Source organism: Kordia aestuariivivens (genome assembly GCF_014397005.1).
Classification (GTDB): Bacteria; Bacteroidota; Bacteroidia; order Flavobacteriales; family Flavobacteriaceae; genus Kordia; species Kordia aestuariivivens.
The window spans coordinates 25,764-43,295 of the sequence record NZ_JACGWS010000017.1; the positions used below are offsets into that span (position 1 = coordinate 25,764).

Genomic DNA, 17,532 nt, shown 5'->3' on the forward strand with positions numbered 1-17,532 from the left:
TATTTGTATTTTATTTAAAATGAATTAGAATGATAGAGCAACTTTATCATTCTAATTTTTAAATTAAAAACCGAATGAAAATATATTACGTATTATTTATAGCTTTTTTAACAGTAGGTTGTAACTCAGATAAAGTTGATTATGAAACTTATGACAAGCTTGTTTGGGAAGCAATGTTAGAATACAAGAAGCAAGAGTATTCAAAATCATTAAATCTATTTCAAAAAGCTTTCAAGATAATTCCTAATGAAAGTGTTTCAGATTATTTCTATGCGGCGGCGGCATCTTTACATTTGAATAAAGATATTTTAGCTAAAGAATTGATTACTGAATCAATAATACAAACAGATGCTTCTAAAGGGTATTTTGAAAGATTTGATGAATTCAATCAATTTAGGGAAAACAAATTATTTTCAGAAGTTGAAGCCGACTATGAAGAATATAAGTCACAATTTTTGAAAAATTTAAAGAATCCAATCGCTTACAAAAAACTTGATAGCTTACTTGACAAAGATCAGCAAGCTAGAAATAGCGGTTTGACAGCAGAAGAACGATATCCGATAGATTCAACCAATGTTGTTTCTTTAATCGAAATAACGAAAAAACATGGATGGCAGAAAAAAGGATGGTTAATCTTATGGCATCAAAGAGGAAACTTTAAAAAAGACGATTATGTTTGGAGTTTTTTTAGACCTTATATAAATCAAGGAATCAAAAATGGAGAAATTAGAAAAGATTTTTGGGTAGGTTTTGAAGAACAAGAATCCATAACCAAAAACAAGAAACAAATTTATGGTTTTTATACCAATCAATTTGATCAATATCCGATTACAGATGTTCAAAATGTAGACAAAAGAAGAAAAGAAGTAGGGCTTCCACCATTATGGTATTTGAATGAAATTTATGGAACTCAATTACCCGCAGGCTATCAAAGTGATAAAACTAATTTTTAATATATTTTACTTATGATATATGTAATTAGTGAAGCGGAAGATGTTACTACAAATTATGTGCTTGAATGGCTTCTATACTACAAAAAAGATTTCATTAGAAGGAATTTTCAAGATGTTAGCACCTTAAATTTCTTAGAGTTATCAAATGATACTTTAGATATTAAAATTGACGAATTAAGAAAGGTTGAAATTAAAAAAATATGGCACAGGAGAGCACGTACAAGGTTCACACCTCTTAGTTTAAGGAAAATCCCTAGTATGTATTCATATTTAAAGAAAGAAGAAGAAATCTTAGTAAAATCAATTGAAAATATCCTAAAGAAAGACATAGATTATATTGGGAGTTTTCAGAAAGAGGATGAAAATTATAAAATTGATTATCTATTATTAGCTAAAAAAGTGAACTTGAAAATCCCTGATACTTTAGTAACTACATCAAAAGAAAAATTATATTTATTTTTTGATAAGCATGCCTCAATTATTACAAAAGATTTAAGATATCCAATAAGGGTTAATAGTGAGAACTTTAAAATTACATCGGCAGGAACAACAGTGATTACGGCAAAGATGTTGTCAGAAATGAAAAATAATTTTGCTCCAAGTTTATTTCAAGAAAGAATAGACAAACAATATGAAATTCGTATTTTCTTTTTTAAAGATAAGTTGTATCCTATGGCTATTTTATCTCAAAATGATGAAAGTACTTCTTTAGATTACAGGAACTATAATAATTTAAAACCTAATAGAAATGTCCCTGTTTTACTACCTAGTAAAATTGAGGAAAAAGTCATCAATTTTATAAAATCATCAGAATTAAATACTGGATCTATTGACTTAATTCTAAGTACAAATAATGAGTACATTTTTTTAGAAGTTAATCCACAAGGACAATTTGATTGGGTTTCTAAAAATTGTAATTATTATATCGAAAAGGATATTGCTGAATATTTAATTAATTAGGATTACTATGGAAAAAATAGAATCATTAAAATCGGAGTTACCTCTTACGTTTCAAAAATGTAATATCTCTACCTCAAAAAAAAGTCAAACCAACAAGAAATTTTTCCAAATAGAATCTCTTGGAGCTACTCATAATAGTACACATAGTTTTTACAGACCAATATCTAAAACTTTGAAAATTAAATGATTCAACAAGAAATTCCTTTCGTTTTAATAGCAAATTGTATTCCTGTTAAGGGAGCTAATCAAAGTTTAATTTGTGATTTACAACGCAATAATATCGTTCATATACCTAATGATTTATACGATATAATTATAAAATTTGAAGGCGAAACTTTGCATGAAATAAAATCATACTATAAAAATATCTATGATGATACCATACAAGAGTACTTTGAATTTTTATATGATAATGAGTTCATAATTTTCACAAAAACACCTAATCTATTCCCTAAAATAGCACTTGATTGGCATGAACCATCCCAAATTTCGAACGCAATTATTGATATCAATGAAAGTTCAAAATATAACGTTGAAAAGGTCATTGAACAACTAAATGAAATAAACTGTAAATACTTGGAGTTAAGATTTTTCAAATCAACAAATCTCAATGAGTTATCACGTTTAGCTAACTTTTTAGACAACTTGAAATCATCAATAATATCAATTGATTTTAATATGCCTTTTCAACAAGGTTTTGATGAACTTAGTTTATTTAGTTTCATTTCTGAATTTCCAAGAATTTCCTCTTTTAGAATCCATTCTTCCCCATTTGATAAGTTTATTCCACCGAAAAAAGCGCAAAGTGGTTATATTATATATTCCCAACAAAAGGTAAAAAATGAAAAATTTTGCGGTATTGTAGATACTAGCTTGTTTGCAATAAACATAAAAACTTTTACAGAGTCACAAAATCACAACTCTTGTCTAAATCGAAAAATCTCAATTGATGTAGAGGGTAATATTAAAAACTGTCCGTCTATGGCTCAAAGTTTCGGAAATATTAAAGACACAACCTTACAAGAAGTTTTACAACAAAAAGAGTTTAAAAAGTATTGGAACATTACTAAAGATGAAATTAGTATTTGCAAAGAATGTGAGTTCAGATATATATGTACTGACTGCCGTGCTTATACTGAAAATCCCAAAGATAACTACTCAAAACCCTTGAAATGTGGGTATAGCCCATATACAAACGAATGGTCAGATTGGAGTACGAATCCGTTGAAGCAAAAAGCCATTGAATACTATGATTTGAAAGGGTTGATCTAGTAAATTTTGCTTTTCATATCATAATTAAGTTGAGCTTTTTTGAATTCATAAGCGACATTATTTTCTTCACTAAGAACACTAACCTTAATCAAAAGAAGGTAAAACCGTACTTTTTATATGTAGGTTTTTATATTTGATAAAAAACACAAACTTTTTATTATATTGCCTAACATTTCTTTCTTGTGATAGAATGAACTTTCTGACAGTTCCTTTTTTAAATACATTTGATTTTAAGTACTAATCTTTAAATCAAATAATCATGAAAAAAGTATTATTAGTTTGTCTATTCATAGTAGGAATGAATTTATCAACAAGTTGTAACCCCGACAGTATAGCAGATCAGGAATATGAAGAAATCCAATCAACAGACAAAAACAACAACGGAACAATCGGAAATAGTGGAGGACAAGACCCCGACGAAGATTACAATTAGAAAGTATTTTATAATCATTGCCGTAATGATTGGTGTTTTTGCGGCAATGTCTCAAGTCTTTTTTGAAGTTAATAGTGAAGATGTTGAAATTGTCAGAAAAGAACAGCGTACAGCAAGAAATGAAAGAGATCTAAAAAGGGTTGAAGGGATACAACTTTTAGCAGATATTCAGACGATGAATTTGTTGCCGGATTCATTGAATCAAAAAATAAATAACTTAGTAAGTTCTCATAATATTAGTGAACAAAAATCTGAAAAACTATATGTTAGTTTAATCGATCTTAAAAATTCAAAAAAAATAAGAAACTTTCCAAATTACAACTCATTTGCAGACGCTATAGGAAACCCATTTTTAATATTAATAACGGGTGTTTTATTTATAATATTACATTTTTTCAGAAATACTATTAATTGGATTCAAATATCAAAGTCCTTTATTTATTTAGGCTTCATGTATTTGTTCGTGGCTTCTGTATACCTAATTTGGGCATTTTCAAACTCACTTGAAATTCACAGAGTTTATTATATAACAGGTTTAATTTTTGGAGCAATTTTTGCCGCATTTGGGTTAAAATATCTTCTACTTTACTTGTTTAAAATAAATTCCATAGAAGAAGAAAAGCTATTAAAAGCCATCAGAATTTTGTTTAGACAACTCCTTTTTAATATCCCAAAAAAAGGGTTTATCAAAGACGATAAATTTGTTGAATTTACAGAATCTAATAATGACGTAATTAATAAAGTAGCAAAAGAAGTAGATTAAAATGAATGATTTCACTAAAAAAAATCTAACTAAACTTTACAATAAAAAATTTATTGATAAAGAAGTAAAAAACGCCCATGAAGAAATTCTTGAAATAATAGAAAAAGAAACCGAAGAACTTAAAAAAGATGCAGAAGAAATCAAAAAGCGTAATAATAAAACTTTTGAAAACTTGCCAAAAGGATTAGTTTTTACAATTGGTAATATTGAAGTTTGTACTTAATTATCAATATTTCTTGCTTTTACAATGACTCCTAAATCTTTTAATTCTTGAAGTCTTTTTTCAATTCCCTTTTCAACTAGTCCATCGATAAAAAGGCTGAAATATTCTGAACGCTCCAAATAAAAATCTTTATTTTTCACAAAATCATTGACAATGGATAATCGTATAGTTTCTGACTTATCCAAATAAGCACTTTGATGCTTTAAAAAGTGTTCTATTAGCTCATCAAGTGAAACGATGACACCTTGTTTTTCAAAATCGTGATTCGATTCTTCTTTCAAATACATCTCGCCTGTTCCATCATTTAGCCATTCTCTGGAAACATTATAATCTTTGCATAGAAAATTAACCAAAATATCAATTGAAGCTTGTCTTGGTTTTGCTGTATCGCCGTTGATAATTTTTCTTGCGGCTACATTAGAAATATGATTATTAGTTCCTTTTTCAATTTTATAGGCAGTAATCTGTTGTTCATTAATAATATGTAGGATTCGAGAAATCATTTATTTATATAACTTATTTGTTATTTTTGACTAACTTTTTCGTTTTTATGGGAAACTTTTTTTATATTAGCATAGCGTTAAACCAAATATATTAAAATAACATCAAAAGCCTTGAAAACCTTTATCTCATGTCAGAATATAAAGGTTCTAGTTTTTGACTTTTATTGAAAATTGATACAAATAGCCATCAATATTTATTTGAAATTTAAAGCTGAAAAATGGCAGAAAACGTATTATTAATTTTTTCTTGATGTGTATACTAACAATTTTTGTTATTAGTATGTACCGAACAATAAGAAGATTTAGAGTGCTAATAAAAGACGAGTTCAATTTTAAAAGTAAGGTTGACGAATGATTTTTTTCATGATTAAAGTTTTATTGGTTAATGCTCTTTTCCGAATATGGGAGCAATTGATTAGTAACTTAATCAATTAGTTAGGTCGTTTGATCTAGCTGTTTAGTTGGCAAAGCGGTATATTCTGAGAGCGTGGTAGTTTTAATGAGTAAAAAGCGTTTGATAGGTGATATCAAAGAGGGCAAAGCCGCTTTGCCTTTTAAAAATAAAGAAATGATTCAAAAAAAACATTTACAATTTTTTGCTGGATTTGTAGTTGGCTTTGTGGTTGCCGTATTGTTAATGATGATATTTATTATTTCATGGATTTATTATTTAAAATAACCTAAATTCCTCTAGTATCCAAAATTTCCTGTTTTAGTCGAACCTTCAATTTTAAATTGAAGGTTTTTAAAAAAAGTAATGCAAATGATGTTTACTTTTCAGAATATTAATTTATCGTAAAACTAAAATTATTCTGAGTGAGAAAGCCTTGAATTAACGTTCAAGGTTTTTTTTGTTGCTAGGACTACACGTTTTGTTTTTTTAGTAAACTGATGTTTTGTTGCAAGTTGTTGCGTTCTGTTGCAAATTATCACAGTACGCTCTAAGGTCAATCGTATATATATACATTAATGCGTTCTCCTAAAAACTCAAGAGCGTATATGTAAAGAGGTTTTACAATTGCTTTACTGTGAAAGAATTCAATTCTAATATCTTCAAAAATCTCATTTAAGAGTAGGTATAATTTATATTCGTATGAACTGCGTAAGTAAGAGTAGGTAGCCGTACATAATAAAATATCATGTAACTCATACTTTTTTAATAGACTTTCAAGAGTAGCTAGGTTTTTCAAGATTGGTAAGAAATCAATAAAACCAATATCGCTGTAAATTTCATTAGTATTTTTTTGATCCTCTTGCATATATTGTAAAGGATCAACTTCATTTAAAAATAAATCTTCATCTTCTGTAAAACCACTTAAATAACCTTTAGTGTAAATTTTATTATAGGGATCGTGTTCGCTACCTATTACAATATAAAGAGAATGCTTTTTTATGTCTTCATTTTTTGAAAAAACTGTTTGATTTAATTCATGAATTGATTTTTTGATATCTATTGTCAATTTTTGCTTAATAGCCTTTTCATCTAAGTCTAGTTTTTTTGCATTTTCAAAAGCATTGATAAGTTCTTGATTTTCTCTATGCTTCACTAAATTTAAAACATCTTCATTGTAGAGTGGATCGTCAAGAAGTCCTTTTTCCTGAAGGTTTTCACCCATGCCTTGAATGAAGTCTTCAATCATAATTTCAAAAGTAGCATTTTCCAATTTTTTGAAATTATTATAGAAAAGCTCCATTAGTTGTGAGTGAATGATTTTGTTCATTAATTAAGTTTTGTAGATAACGGAAATTTGATATTTTATTATGCTTGGAAGTTTCTTATTGTAAATTGTTGTGTTTTTGTTTCGTCTTCATGCTATTGCAAATTACTTTGAGCATGAAAAAAGCGACATCAATGATGCCGCTTTAAATGTTTTCACAACGGAATAATCCTTATTGTGAATTGCTTTCAATTTGTATATTTCAAATATACGGAAAAGATTTACATAAAAGAATGTGGTTTTCCGTAAGGGATATTATTATTTTTAATTCATTTTTATAGAAATTCACAAACATGAAGAAAGTATTAGGATTAGATTTAGGAACAACCTCTATTGGTTGGGCGTTAGTAGATGAGGGTGAAAACGAAAAAGAAGAATCTGAAATTATAAAATTAGGAGTTCGAGTAAATCCTTTGACTACTGATGAGAAAACAGATTTTGAAAAAGGAAGACCACTTTCAACAAATGCAGATCGTACACTGAAACGTAGTGCAAGACGAAATTTGCAACGCTTTAAGTTGCGTAGAAAGAATCTAATCGAAATTTTAACAAAGCATCACATTATTGATGAGAATACAAAACTTACTGAGATTGGAAATCATACAACGCATCAAACAGTGGCTTTACGAGCAAAAGCTGCAAAACATAAAATTGAAAAAGATGAGTTTGCGCGTGTATTGTTGGCTATTAATAAGAAAAGAGGTTATAAAAGTAGTCGTAAAGTTAAAAATGAAGATGAAGGATTTGCTATTGATGGAATGGCAGTTGCTAAAGAATTATACAACCAACAACTCACACCTGGTCAATATGTACATCAACTATTAAAGGAGAATAAAAAATATATTCCAGATTTTTATCAATCGGATTTACAACAAGAGTTAGATACTGTTTGGAAATTTCAACAACAATTTTATGAATCGATTTTAACAGATGAATTATACACCAAATTAAAAGGACAAGGACAGCAAAATTCAAGGAAGTTATTTTTAGCGATTCATCAAATCTATACTGCTGAAAATAAAGGAAAACGAAACGAAGTCCGATTGCAACACTATGCATGGAGAAATGAAGCACTTACAAAACAACTTTCAATTGCAGAAGTAGCATACGTATTGGTTGCTATTAATAACGAAATCAATAAATCTAGTGGATATTTAGGCGCAATCAGCGACCGAAGTAAATCACTTTATTTTAAAAATGTAACTGTTGGTGAAAGTTTATACGCACAACTTCAAAAAGATCGGCATATTTCTTTGAAAAATCAAGTTTTCTATCGCCAAGATTATTTGGATGAATTTGAGAAAATTTGGGAAACACAAGCACAATTTCACCCTGAATTAACTACTGAACTCAAAACAGAAGTTAGAGATATAATTATTTTTTATCAGCGAAAGCTAAAATCTCAAAAACATTTAATTTCTGATTGTCAGTTTGAAAAAGGACACAAAGCAATTCCGAAATCTTCTCCGTTGTTTCAAGAGTTTAAAATTTGGCAAAACTTGAATCATTTAGAATTTGAACATATTCAAACGAACGAAAAAATAAAATTTACAGAATTTGAGGATGAAGCTAGGCAATTTGTATTTGAAGAATTGAATCTTAGAGGTACTTTAAAAAGTAAAGAATTAAAAAAGCTGCTTCAATTGAAAACTCCTAAGTATTGGAAAGCTAATTTTGAAGAAATTGAAGGTAATAGAACAAATGAAGTATTGTATAATGTATATCAACGCATTGCTGAAATTGAAGGATATGGTTTTGATTGGAATAAAAAAACTGCTAAAGAAATTCACACTGAATTAGCAATAATTTTTAAAGAAGCAAAAATAAATTCTGAAATTTTAACTTTTGATACCACGATTGAAGGAAATGATTTTGACAAACAAAAAAGTTATCAATTGTGGCACTTACTCTACGCTGCTGAAGATGGTAAAAAAATAACCGAAGCAGATCGATTATTATATGGAGATACCAATGTTGCACTTAAAAAGAAGCTTCATATGACGTATGGTTTTAAGCCAAATTATGCTAGTTTGTTGGTACATGTATCTTTTCAACAAGATTATGGGAATTTGAGTAGTAGAGCCATTCGCAAAATCATTCCTTTTTTAATAGATGGGCATAATTTTTCGGAAGCTGCACGACTCGCAAAATACAATCATTCCAATTCACTAACTAAGGAAGAACAAAAAAATAGAGTTTTAAAAGAAAAACTTTCACTGCTGAAAAAGAATGAGCTACGAAATCCTGTAGTAGAGAAGATTTTAAATCAAATGGTAAATTTGGTCAATCAAGTAATTGAAACGTATGGAAAGCCTGATGAAATTCGTGTAGAGTTGTCGAGAGAATTAAAGAAATCAGCAAAAGAACGAGCTGATATGACAAAACATATTAATGAAGCAACTACAAAAAATCAAAATATTAGAGAGTTACTTCAAAAAGAATTTGGCATACAACATCCAACTAGAAACGATATTGTAAAGTATAAATTATATGAAGAACTGAGTCTGAATGGATATAAAACACTCTTTACAAATACATATATTCCTAAAGAAAAATTGTTCTCAAAAGAAATTGATATTGAACATATTATCCCAAAAGCAATTTTATTTGATGATTCTTTTTCTAACAAAACCTTAGCCTATCGAAACGTAAATTTAGCTAAAGCTGATTCCACTGCATTGGATTTTATTACACAAAAATACACGAGCGATTTGGATAGTTATATAGCACGTGTTGAAACATTATATCAATCAAAAAAAATATCAAAAGGGAAATATAAAAAGCTTCTAATGTCACGAAACGAACTTCCCGAAGGATTCATTGAACGAGATTTGCGGAACAGTCAATATATCGCCAAAAAAGCAACGCAAATGCTTCAAGAAGTGTTTGGAACTGTGCATACGACTTCTGGACGAATTACTGATAAATTGCGTGAAGATTGGGATTTAATTAATGTAATGAAAGAACTCAACTTGTCAAAATATCAGGTGTTGGGACTTACAGAGAAACAAATTCGAAAAAACGGAAATAGTGTTGAGATCATTAAAGATTGGACAAAACGGAATGATCATCGTCATCATGCAATGGATGCGCTAACAGTTGCTTTTACAACGTACGACCATGTTCAGTATTTAAATAATTTGAATGCTATTTATGGGCTAAAAGATGAAGAAATTGATCATAAAAAAAGTAATTTAAAAGGAATCAAAAATAAGATCACGAAAGTGTATGTTAAAGATGGAAACAAAAAGCGAAAATTTATTCCGCCACTAAAAAACTTCAGAACGAAAGCAAAAGATCATTTGGAGCAAATTTTGATATCTTTCAAAAATAAAAATAAAGTTGTTACCAAAAATAAAAACAAGACTAAAACAAGTCAGAAAGGCGTGCTGAATGAAAAGGTGCAGTTAACACCAAGAGGTCAACTACATAAAGAAACCGTGTACAGTCATACTAAAAAAGTGATTGTGACAAAAGAAAAAGTTTCGAGTAAGTTTACTATCGAGAAGATTCAGCAAGTTACCAAACCAACATATCGAGAAGCGTTACTAAAACGTTTGGCGGCGAATAACAATGATCCAAAGAAAGCATTTGCTGGAAAAAATAGTCTTAGCAAGAATCCTATTTATTTGGATGAAGCTAAAACAAAACTGTTACCAGAAATCGTAAAAACGCAGTATTTTGAAGATAATTACACCATTAGAAAAGAAATAAATCCTGATAATTTTAAGGATGCAAAAAGTCTATTAAAAATTATTGATATAGGAGTGCAAAATATTTTAAAACTGCGGTTACAAGAATACAACGGAAATGCCAAATTAGCATTTTCTGATCTTGAGAAAAACCCTATTTGGTTAGACAAAGAAAAAGGAATTTCTATAAAACGAGTTCGTATCGATGGCATTAAAAATGCAGAAGCATTACATTCAAAAACAGATCATTTCGGAAAACCCATATTGTCTAAAGATAGTAAAAGTATTGCTGTTGATTTTGTAAGTACAGGAAATAATCATCATGTAGCTATTTATAAAGACCAACAAGGAAAACTTCACGATGTAGTAGTTTCTTTCTATGAAGCTGTAGCGCGTGTAAATTTAGGAATTCCAATCATTGACAAAGCACTAAATGAAAATCTAGGTTGGAAATTTTTATTCACGATGAAGCAAAATGAAATGTTTGTATTTCCTTCTGAAAATTTCAATCCGAAAGAAATTGATTTAGAAGATCAAAAAAATAATACGATAGTTAGTAAACATTTATTCAGAGTTCAAAAGTTTTCAAAGCTTGTATACGGAAATTCTGCAATTAGGGAATATGTTTTTAGACATCATTTAGAAACAGAACTGATAGATAAAAAAGAGCTAAAAGAAATTACATTTCATAGCTTAAAAAGTTTATCACTTTTGGATCAAATAGTTAAAGTAAGAATTAATCATATTGGAAAAATTGTACACGTAGGAGAATATTAAAAATAGAAGTTATGATAAAGCGTACCATTTATGTTGGTTCCCCCGCTTATTTAAGACTAAAACAAAAACAATTAGTAGTAGAAGATCCCGAAGACAAAAGTATCAAAGGAACAATTCCTATTGAAGATATGGCTTTATTGATGTTGGATCATTATCAAATTACTTTAAGTAATCAATTATTAATAAAGCTGCAAGGAAACAATATAGCAGTGGTAAGTTGTGATGCACACCATTTACCATTTGGCATTATGTTGCCGCTGTATGGGCATACCGAACATTCAGATCGTATAAAACACCAAATAGCTGCTTCCGAACCTTTAAAAAAACAATTGTGGAAGCAAACCATAGAACAAAAAATTAAAAATCAACAGGCGTTGCTCAAACTAAATAACAAGCCTTATGAGCAAATGGATTTCTATTGGCAGAATGTCAAAAGTGGCGACACTACTAATTGTGAAGCCAAAGCGGCGCAACATCACTGGAAACATTTATTTGAGAATTTCACTAGAGAACGTTTTGGCAATGCTCCTAATAACTTATTAAACTTTGGATATGCAGTTCTCAGAAGTATTGTTGCAAGAGCATTAGTAAGTAGTGGGTTATTGCCCGTTTTAGGTATTTTTCATCGCAACAAATACAATCCGTATTGCTTAGCAGATGATATTATGGAACCGTACCGACCTTTTGTCGATAAAATGGTATACAATTATATTTCTTTGCATGGAGTTCACGAAAAATTGACCAAAGATAGTAAAGCATACTTACTCAATATAGCCACACAAGATGTATGGATTGATGGTGTAGAACGTCCATTAATGGTTGCCGTAACGACTACAACAGCTAGTTTGTACAAATGTTATGGTGGAGAACAACGACACATAAAATACCCAACACTTGATTAATACTACTATGATATGTTATCAAATACAAATCGTTTTAATGCCTATAGAATTATGTGGGTATTAGTATTTTTTGATTTACCTACGGAAACAAAAAAAGAGCGCAGAGCCGCTTCACAATTTCGTAAGAAACTGATTGATGACGGATTTACAATGTTTCAGTTTTCCATATATCTTCGACATTGTCCGAGCAGAGAAAATGCTAAAGTGCATACAAAGCGAGTTAAAAGTATATTACCCAAACATGGGAAAGTCTGTATTTTAGAAATAACCGATAAGCAATTTGAGAAAATGGAACTTTTTCACGGTGTAAAGCCTATAGATATTCCACAACCTATACAACAACTAGAACTGTTTTAGGATAAAAAAAATGGAGTAAGACTCTAAAAAATGATTCAATAAGATGCATTTTTTAAATTCTAAAAAGTAATCCCGAAGTACTGATTTTAGGCAACATTTCGGGATTGACCTTGTGATTCCTCACGTAAAAATACAATTTGAAAGCAATTCACAACAAGCAGCACGTGCAATATTAGGAGACGAAACTTGTGATTCCTCACGTAAAAATACAATTTGAAAGCAATTCACAACTAGACGATGCCTTGTGTTCCACTTGTGACTCTTGTGATTCCTCACGTAAAAATACAATTTGAAAGCAATTCACAACTAAATGCAGGGTGTATTGATATTGATGGATCTTGTGATTCCTCACGTAAAAATACAATTTGAAAGCAATTCACAACTAGGGAGCGTAGGACTAGAACAGATAAAATCTTGTGATTCCTCACGTAAAAATACAATTTGAAAGCAATTCACAACTGAGGTTTGCGCATTCCTTTAACTTTTAAACTTGTGATTCCTCACGTAAAAATACAATTTGAAAGCAATTCACAACGGAGTCTAGCAAACACATTGGCTATTTTAGCTTGTGATTCCTCACGTAAAAATACAATTTGAAAGCAATTCACAACAGAGAGGGGGGAGCACATTATGTTGATATTCTTGTGATTCCTCACGTAAAAATACAATTTGAAAGCAATTCACAACCTATGGAGCGCGCTAAAAAAATAATTAAAGCTTGTGATTCCTCACGTAAAAATACAATTTGAAAGCAATTCACAACAAATAAAAGAAATTGTTTTATGAGTCATAACTTGTGATTCCTCACGTAAAAATACAATTTGAAAGCAATTCACAACACTACCGCAGGAATGACGAAAATTATTAACCTTGTGATTCCTCACGTAAAAATACAATTTGAAAGCAATTCACAACACAAATATAAATATGTTATGCTTAATAAACTTGTGATTCCTCACGTAAAAATACAATTTGAAAGCAATTCACAACATTGAGTCTGAGCAAGATTATAAAATGAACCTTGTGATTCCTCACGTAAAAATACAATTTGAAAGCAATTCACAACAAGTAATGCAAACAGTAAAACAAATCAGCTCTTGTGATTCCTCACGTAAAAATACAATTTGAAAGCAATTCACAACACAGTTGTCTGTATTCCATCAATAACATTTCTTGTGATTCCTCACGTAAAAATACAATTTGAAAGCAATTCACAACATGTATACACTATTCTCTGAGGCATCAAACCTTGTGATTCCTCACGTAAAAATACAATTTGAAAGCAATTCACAACAGATTATGAAGAAATACACCCTTAGAGATACTTGTGATTCCTCACGTAAAAATACAATTTGAAAGCAATTCACAACACCAGTGTGGTTACGCAAAACTTATACTTTCTTGTGATTCCTCACGTAAAAATACAATTTGAAAGCAATTCACAACATTCATTGATAACTTCTGACCAGTCTTTTACTTGTGATTCCTCACGTAAAAATACAATTTGAAAGCAATTCACAACTGGGTGTCTAACGTGCATGTGATGGTAATTCTTGTGATTCCTCACGTAAAAATACAATTTGAAAGCAATTCACAACTAGACGGAGATTTTGCAAAAGCTTATATACCTTGTGATTCCTCACGTAAAAATACAATTTGAAAGCAATTCACAACTCGTCTTGCTCTTGATGTTTATACCTCTTTCTTGTGATTCCTCACGTAAAAATACAATTTGAAAGCAATTCACAACTAACCCAATTTTTATTGTTTCCAGAATTCACTTGTGATTCCTCACGTAAAAATACAATTTGAAAGCAATTCACAACTGAATACATTCAAGTTTCGAGAATGGAAGACTTGTGATTCCTCACGTAAAAATACAATTTGAAAGCAATTCACAACAAAACCTATTCATTGATTATATTGGTGAAGCTTGTGATTCCTCACGTAAAAATACAATTTGAAAGCAATTCACAACAAAAAGAAAGAAACTTTGTTTGAATTGTTCCTTGTGATTCCTCACGTAAAAATACAATTTGAAAGCAATTCACAACATTGCATACGTTATGTCAAGTAATGGAGAGCTTGTGATTCCTCACGTAAAAATACAATTTGAAAGCAATTCACAACAGTAAAAAGGAAAAAGCATTGTTTAAAATACTTGTGATTCCTCACGTAAAAATACAATTTGAAAGCAATTCACAACCTGAGTATTTAGACTTATTACGGGAAGAAACTTGTGATTCCTCACGTAAAAATACAATTTGAAAGCAATTCACAACGTAGGCTTAAGTATTCTGTATCTAATTTCGCTTGTGATTCCTCACGTAAAAATACAATTTGAAAGCAATTCACAACTATGAACAATCAAGAGAACCTTCCAGAATTCTTGTGATTCCTCACGTAAAAATACAATTTGAAAGCAATTCACAACTAATAAAGTAAAATACTATTATTAATCCCCCTTGTGATTCCTCACGTAAAAATACAATTTGAAAGCAATTCACAACTAGCTTAACACCTTTATATCCTTCCTTCATCTTGTGATTCCTCACGTAAAAATACAATTTGAAAGCAATTCACAACTTGAAATATTAACTGAATTAAAATACAAAGCTTGTGATTCCTCACGTAAAAATACAATTTGAAAGCAATTCACAACAATAGGATCAGCGCCCAAAAGTAAGGACTGCTTGTGATTCCTCACGTAAAAATACAATTTGAAAGCAATTCACAACTAGGTTAACGAGTGCGCCTATATAATCCAGCTTGTGATTCCTCACGTAAAAATACAATTTGAAAGCAATTCACAACTCGGGGGTGAGAACCCCTCTTTCTCCGCACTTGTGACTGCTTAGTTATACCGAAGTGTAAAAGAGATATAACTTAAATTGTATGGTATTAGAAAAAGACTAAATCACTATCTTTTCCTTTATATATTGTGTAATATGTATATTTGTTTTCTCCCTCATACCATCTGTATCTCGATTGTGTAAATCTAAACATTTTCAAAGTTTCCTGTACTTCTTTTTGAAAAAGTTGTTTGTTTTTATTTGTGGTAAATATACTTCCCGTGAAGTTTATATAGTTTTTTCTTCTTCCTGATGCAGAAACTTCAATATCATTTTCCCACATTTTCGCATTTATGATTTTACTATATTCTTTTCTAAGTAGCGGAAATTCTTTAATTTGTATCTTTGAAATCTTGGCTTTTAATTTTGCGGTTAATTTTTGTGTAACTAAATCTTTTGATTGTTCACCTTCTTCTACAATTTTTGCCCAACCACCAAATAGAACTAACTCAAATTGTAACTGATCTACTGTTTTTCTGTAACCTGAGAAATCAATACCTTCATCTATAGACGCTATTTCTCTTTTGATCTGTTCTTTTAAATTTTCTTCTTTTTCTTGCTCAATCTTTTGATTTTCTAATTCTCTTACTTTTTTCTTTTTTTCTAAAGCTAAATTATGCAAGCTATCTGCATGATTAATAAGCTTTAAAGCTTCTGTATATAGAGAATCTTCTTTATTAATAGTTTCTAATTCAGTAATAGCGATTTGATAATTATCTTTTTCTATGCTTCTTTTCGCAGATTCGATTATAGATAAAGAATTATTGGTTTTATCGGTGATAAAACTTCCAATAATTCCAATAACTAAAAATATCACTAATATAATAACACACCCTTTTCCTTTATTTTTATTTGACATAGTAGAATTTTATAATTAATTTTTATTTGAGTTTGACGATTCTTTTATACAAATATGTTCTTCAAACATATATTTAGAAAGCGGTTTTAATGAATTCCCTGTTTCGGGGTGAAGTCCTAATGATGTAAAATATTGCAGTTCTTTTTTATGATTTTTACCATACCAAATTTTTATAGTTCCCTCGGGGGTTTTATATTCAGTTTGACAATCAACTTCAATTTTTTTGAAGTTTTTTATTCTTTCCTCTTTGTATAATTTTAGTTGCCCCAATTCATATTTTTCTAAATCAAATTGTACCTCTTCATAATGTGTTAAATTCCAAACCATCCATCGTTGTTTATTCAGTTTTATAATTATAAAAACTGTAACCAAAGCCAATAAAGTAATTATAATAAACCATTTACTTTTCCTAGCAAACTTTAAAAAACTGACTCTTGTTGGAGTATCTTTTTGATCTAATTGAGTTACAAAATCTTCATAGCTATTATAGCCTATATATTCGGCAAGTTTATCAAGTAACCCAGTACTTGGATTCATAATTTTTCCAGTTTTTCCTTCCATGAATTGTTCATAATATCTTGAAAAAGTCACTTTGCTTGTTTGGAAATTGAGTTTCATTGCAAATACATTTTCTAAATGTGATGAGACTCCGTTTTTACTGGTTTTACCGCTCTGTTGTTTCGCTTTTTTGAACGCTTGTTGAAATAGAATTTCTTTCATAAAAGTCAATGTTTAGTATTTATCATAAGTCCTACATGAGTTCCTCATGCTGTCTTCATCAATGTGTATACATATCTGTTTGATTATTGAGTAATTCGTGTTGACTGTTTTGTTTCATTTTGTTTGTTCATTTGCTTCAGAGTTTAAAAGATGATCTCACCCGTAATGAGGTTTACGGATTAAACTCCATAAGAAGTTGAAAACTTAAGTTGTTTCTAAAAAGGGAAGTCAAGACTTCTTCGGTTTTCACTTCTACTTCCCAAAACAATGGAGAGACGTCTCCAATTTTTAACGTGTGGCTAGTATGCAATATATATCTGAAAAACAACTTCGGACAGCCACACTATTGTCAAATTTTTAATTAAACAAAATGAAGAAAATATATTTAGTTATACTTGTGGTTTTCCACATATTAGGGTTTCAATCGTGTACTCCAGAAGTATTAGATGAAACAGATGAAATAGAAGCTTGTTGTGGTGATGAAGGTGAATTACCTCCACCACCTCCGCCACCGCCACCAGGAAATGGATTAGGAGATTAATGTTATA

15 protein-coding genes and 1 CRISPR repeat array are annotated in these 17,532 nt (G+C 30.0%); of the genes, 11 read left to right on the top strand and 4 right to left on the bottom strand.

All coding sequences use genetic code 11. From position 1 onward, the window contains the following. The first annotated feature begins 74 nt into the window (after positions 1 to 74). From H2O64_RS20880 to H2O64_RS20905, 6 genes are all read left to right on the top strand, one after another. The gene (locus H2O64_RS20880; RefSeq protein WP_187564180.1) at positions 75 to 953 is read left to right on the top strand and encodes a hypothetical protein; all 879 of its coding nucleotides are present in this window, start codon (positions 75 to 77) and stop codon (positions 951 to 953) included. Between the two features lie 12 nt (positions 954 to 965). After that, positions 966 to 1,913 carry an ATP-grasp domain-containing protein gene (locus H2O64_RS20885; RefSeq protein ID WP_187564181.1) on the top strand — a complete coding sequence of 316 codons (948 nt, stop codon included), beginning with the start codon at positions 966 to 968 and terminating at the stop codon, positions 1,911 to 1,913. Positions 1,914 to 2,096: 183 nt separating this feature from the next. Beyond that, positions 2,097 to 3,185 carry a grasp-with-spasm system SPASM domain peptide maturase gene (gene gwsS, locus H2O64_RS20890; RefSeq protein WP_187564182.1) on the top strand — a complete coding sequence of 363 codons (1,089 nt, stop codon included), beginning with the start codon at positions 2,097 to 2,099 and terminating at the stop codon, positions 3,183 to 3,185. 259 nt (positions 3,186 to 3,444) lie between these two features. Beyond that, positions 3,445 to 3,618, top strand: a complete 174-nt coding sequence (locus H2O64_RS20895) for a hypothetical protein (RefSeq protein WP_187564183.1) — start codon at positions 3,445 to 3,447, stop codon at positions 3,616 to 3,618. 25 nt (positions 3,619 to 3,643) lie between these two features. Then, positions 3,644 to 4,381 (top strand): hypothetical protein, encoded by a 738-nt coding sequence (locus tag H2O64_RS20900; protein WP_187564184.1) that lies wholly within the window; start codon positions 3,644 to 3,646, stop codon positions 4,379 to 4,381. A 1-nt stretch (position 4,382) separates the two neighbouring features. Next, positions 4,383 to 4,604: a hypothetical protein gene (locus H2O64_RS20905; RefSeq protein ID WP_187564185.1), complete on the top strand. Its 222-nt coding sequence runs from the start codon at positions 4,383 to 4,385 to the stop codon at positions 4,602 to 4,604. On the opposite strand, the gene H2O64_RS20910 is transcribed toward H2O64_RS20905, so the two are convergent. After that, complete coding sequence (locus tag H2O64_RS20910; protein ID WP_187564186.1) at positions 4,601 to 5,107, bottom strand: hypothetical protein; 507 nt, start codon at positions 5,105 to 5,107, stop codon at positions 4,601 to 4,603. The two genes, H2O64_RS20905 and H2O64_RS20910, sit on opposite strands and share 4 nt — an antisense overlap. 499 nt (positions 5,108 to 5,606) lie before the next feature. On the opposite strand from H2O64_RS20910, the gene H2O64_RS20915 reads away from it, so the two are divergent. After that, positions 5,607 to 5,786, top strand: coding sequence for a hypothetical protein (locus tag H2O64_RS20915; protein ID WP_187564187.1), 180 nt, complete (start codon positions 5,607 to 5,609; stop codon positions 5,784 to 5,786). Between the two features lie 268 nt (positions 5,787 to 6,054). Here the strand turns inward: H2O64_RS20915 and H2O64_RS20920 are convergent, their stop codons facing one another. Further along, on the bottom strand, positions 6,055 to 6,828 hold the full coding sequence (locus tag H2O64_RS20920; RefSeq protein WP_187564188.1) for a hypothetical protein: 774 nt from the start codon (positions 6,826 to 6,828) through the stop codon (positions 6,055 to 6,057). Positions 6,829 to 7,118: 290 nt separating this feature from the next. On the opposite strand from H2O64_RS20920, the gene cas9 reads away from it, so the two are divergent. From cas9 to cas2, 3 genes are read left to right on the top strand one after another with little or no spacing between them, the layout of a single operon-like run. Beyond that, a complete protein-coding gene (cas9, locus tag H2O64_RS20925) occupies positions 7,119 to 11,294 on the top strand; it encodes a type II CRISPR RNA-guided endonuclease Cas9 (protein WP_187564189.1) in 4,176 nt (1,391 codons plus the stop codon). 11 nt (positions 11,295 to 11,305) lie between these two features. Then, positions 11,306 to 12,196: a type II CRISPR-associated endonuclease Cas1 gene (gene cas1, locus H2O64_RS20930; protein ID WP_187564190.1), complete on the top strand. Its 891-nt coding sequence runs from the start codon at positions 11,306 to 11,308 to the stop codon at positions 12,194 to 12,196. Positions 12,197 to 12,208: 12 nt separating this feature from the next. Continuing rightward, the gene (gene cas2 / locus H2O64_RS20935) at positions 12,209 to 12,553 is read left to right on the top strand and encodes a CRISPR-associated endonuclease Cas2 (protein ID WP_187564191.1); all 345 of its coding nucleotides are present in this window, start codon (positions 12,209 to 12,211) and stop codon (positions 12,551 to 12,553) included. A 109-nt stretch (positions 12,554 to 12,662) separates the two neighbouring features. Next, positions 12,663 to 15,367: a CRISPR direct-repeat array (repeat unit 46 nt; unit sequence CTTGTGATTCCTCACGTAAAAATACAATTTGAAAGCAATTCACAAC). 87 nt (positions 15,368 to 15,454) lie between these two features. Here the strand turns inward: cas2 and H2O64_RS20940 are convergent. Both H2O64_RS20940 and H2O64_RS20945 read right to left on the bottom strand, forming a co-directional pair. Further along, a complete protein-coding gene (locus H2O64_RS20940) occupies positions 15,455 to 16,264 on the bottom strand; it encodes a hypothetical protein (protein ID WP_187564192.1) in 810 nt (269 codons plus the stop codon). A gap of 15 nt (positions 16,265 to 16,279) precedes the next feature. After that, complete coding sequence (locus H2O64_RS20945) at positions 16,280 to 16,984, bottom strand: hypothetical protein (protein ID WP_187564193.1); 705 nt, start codon at positions 16,982 to 16,984, stop codon at positions 16,280 to 16,282. Between the two features lie 370 nt (positions 16,985 to 17,354). On the opposite strand from H2O64_RS20945, the gene H2O64_RS20950 reads away from it, so the two are divergent. Further along, a complete protein-coding gene (locus H2O64_RS20950) occupies positions 17,355 to 17,525 on the top strand; it encodes a hypothetical protein (RefSeq protein ID WP_187564194.1) in 171 nt (56 codons plus the stop codon). The last annotated feature ends 7 nt before the right edge of the window (positions 17,526 to 17,532 follow it).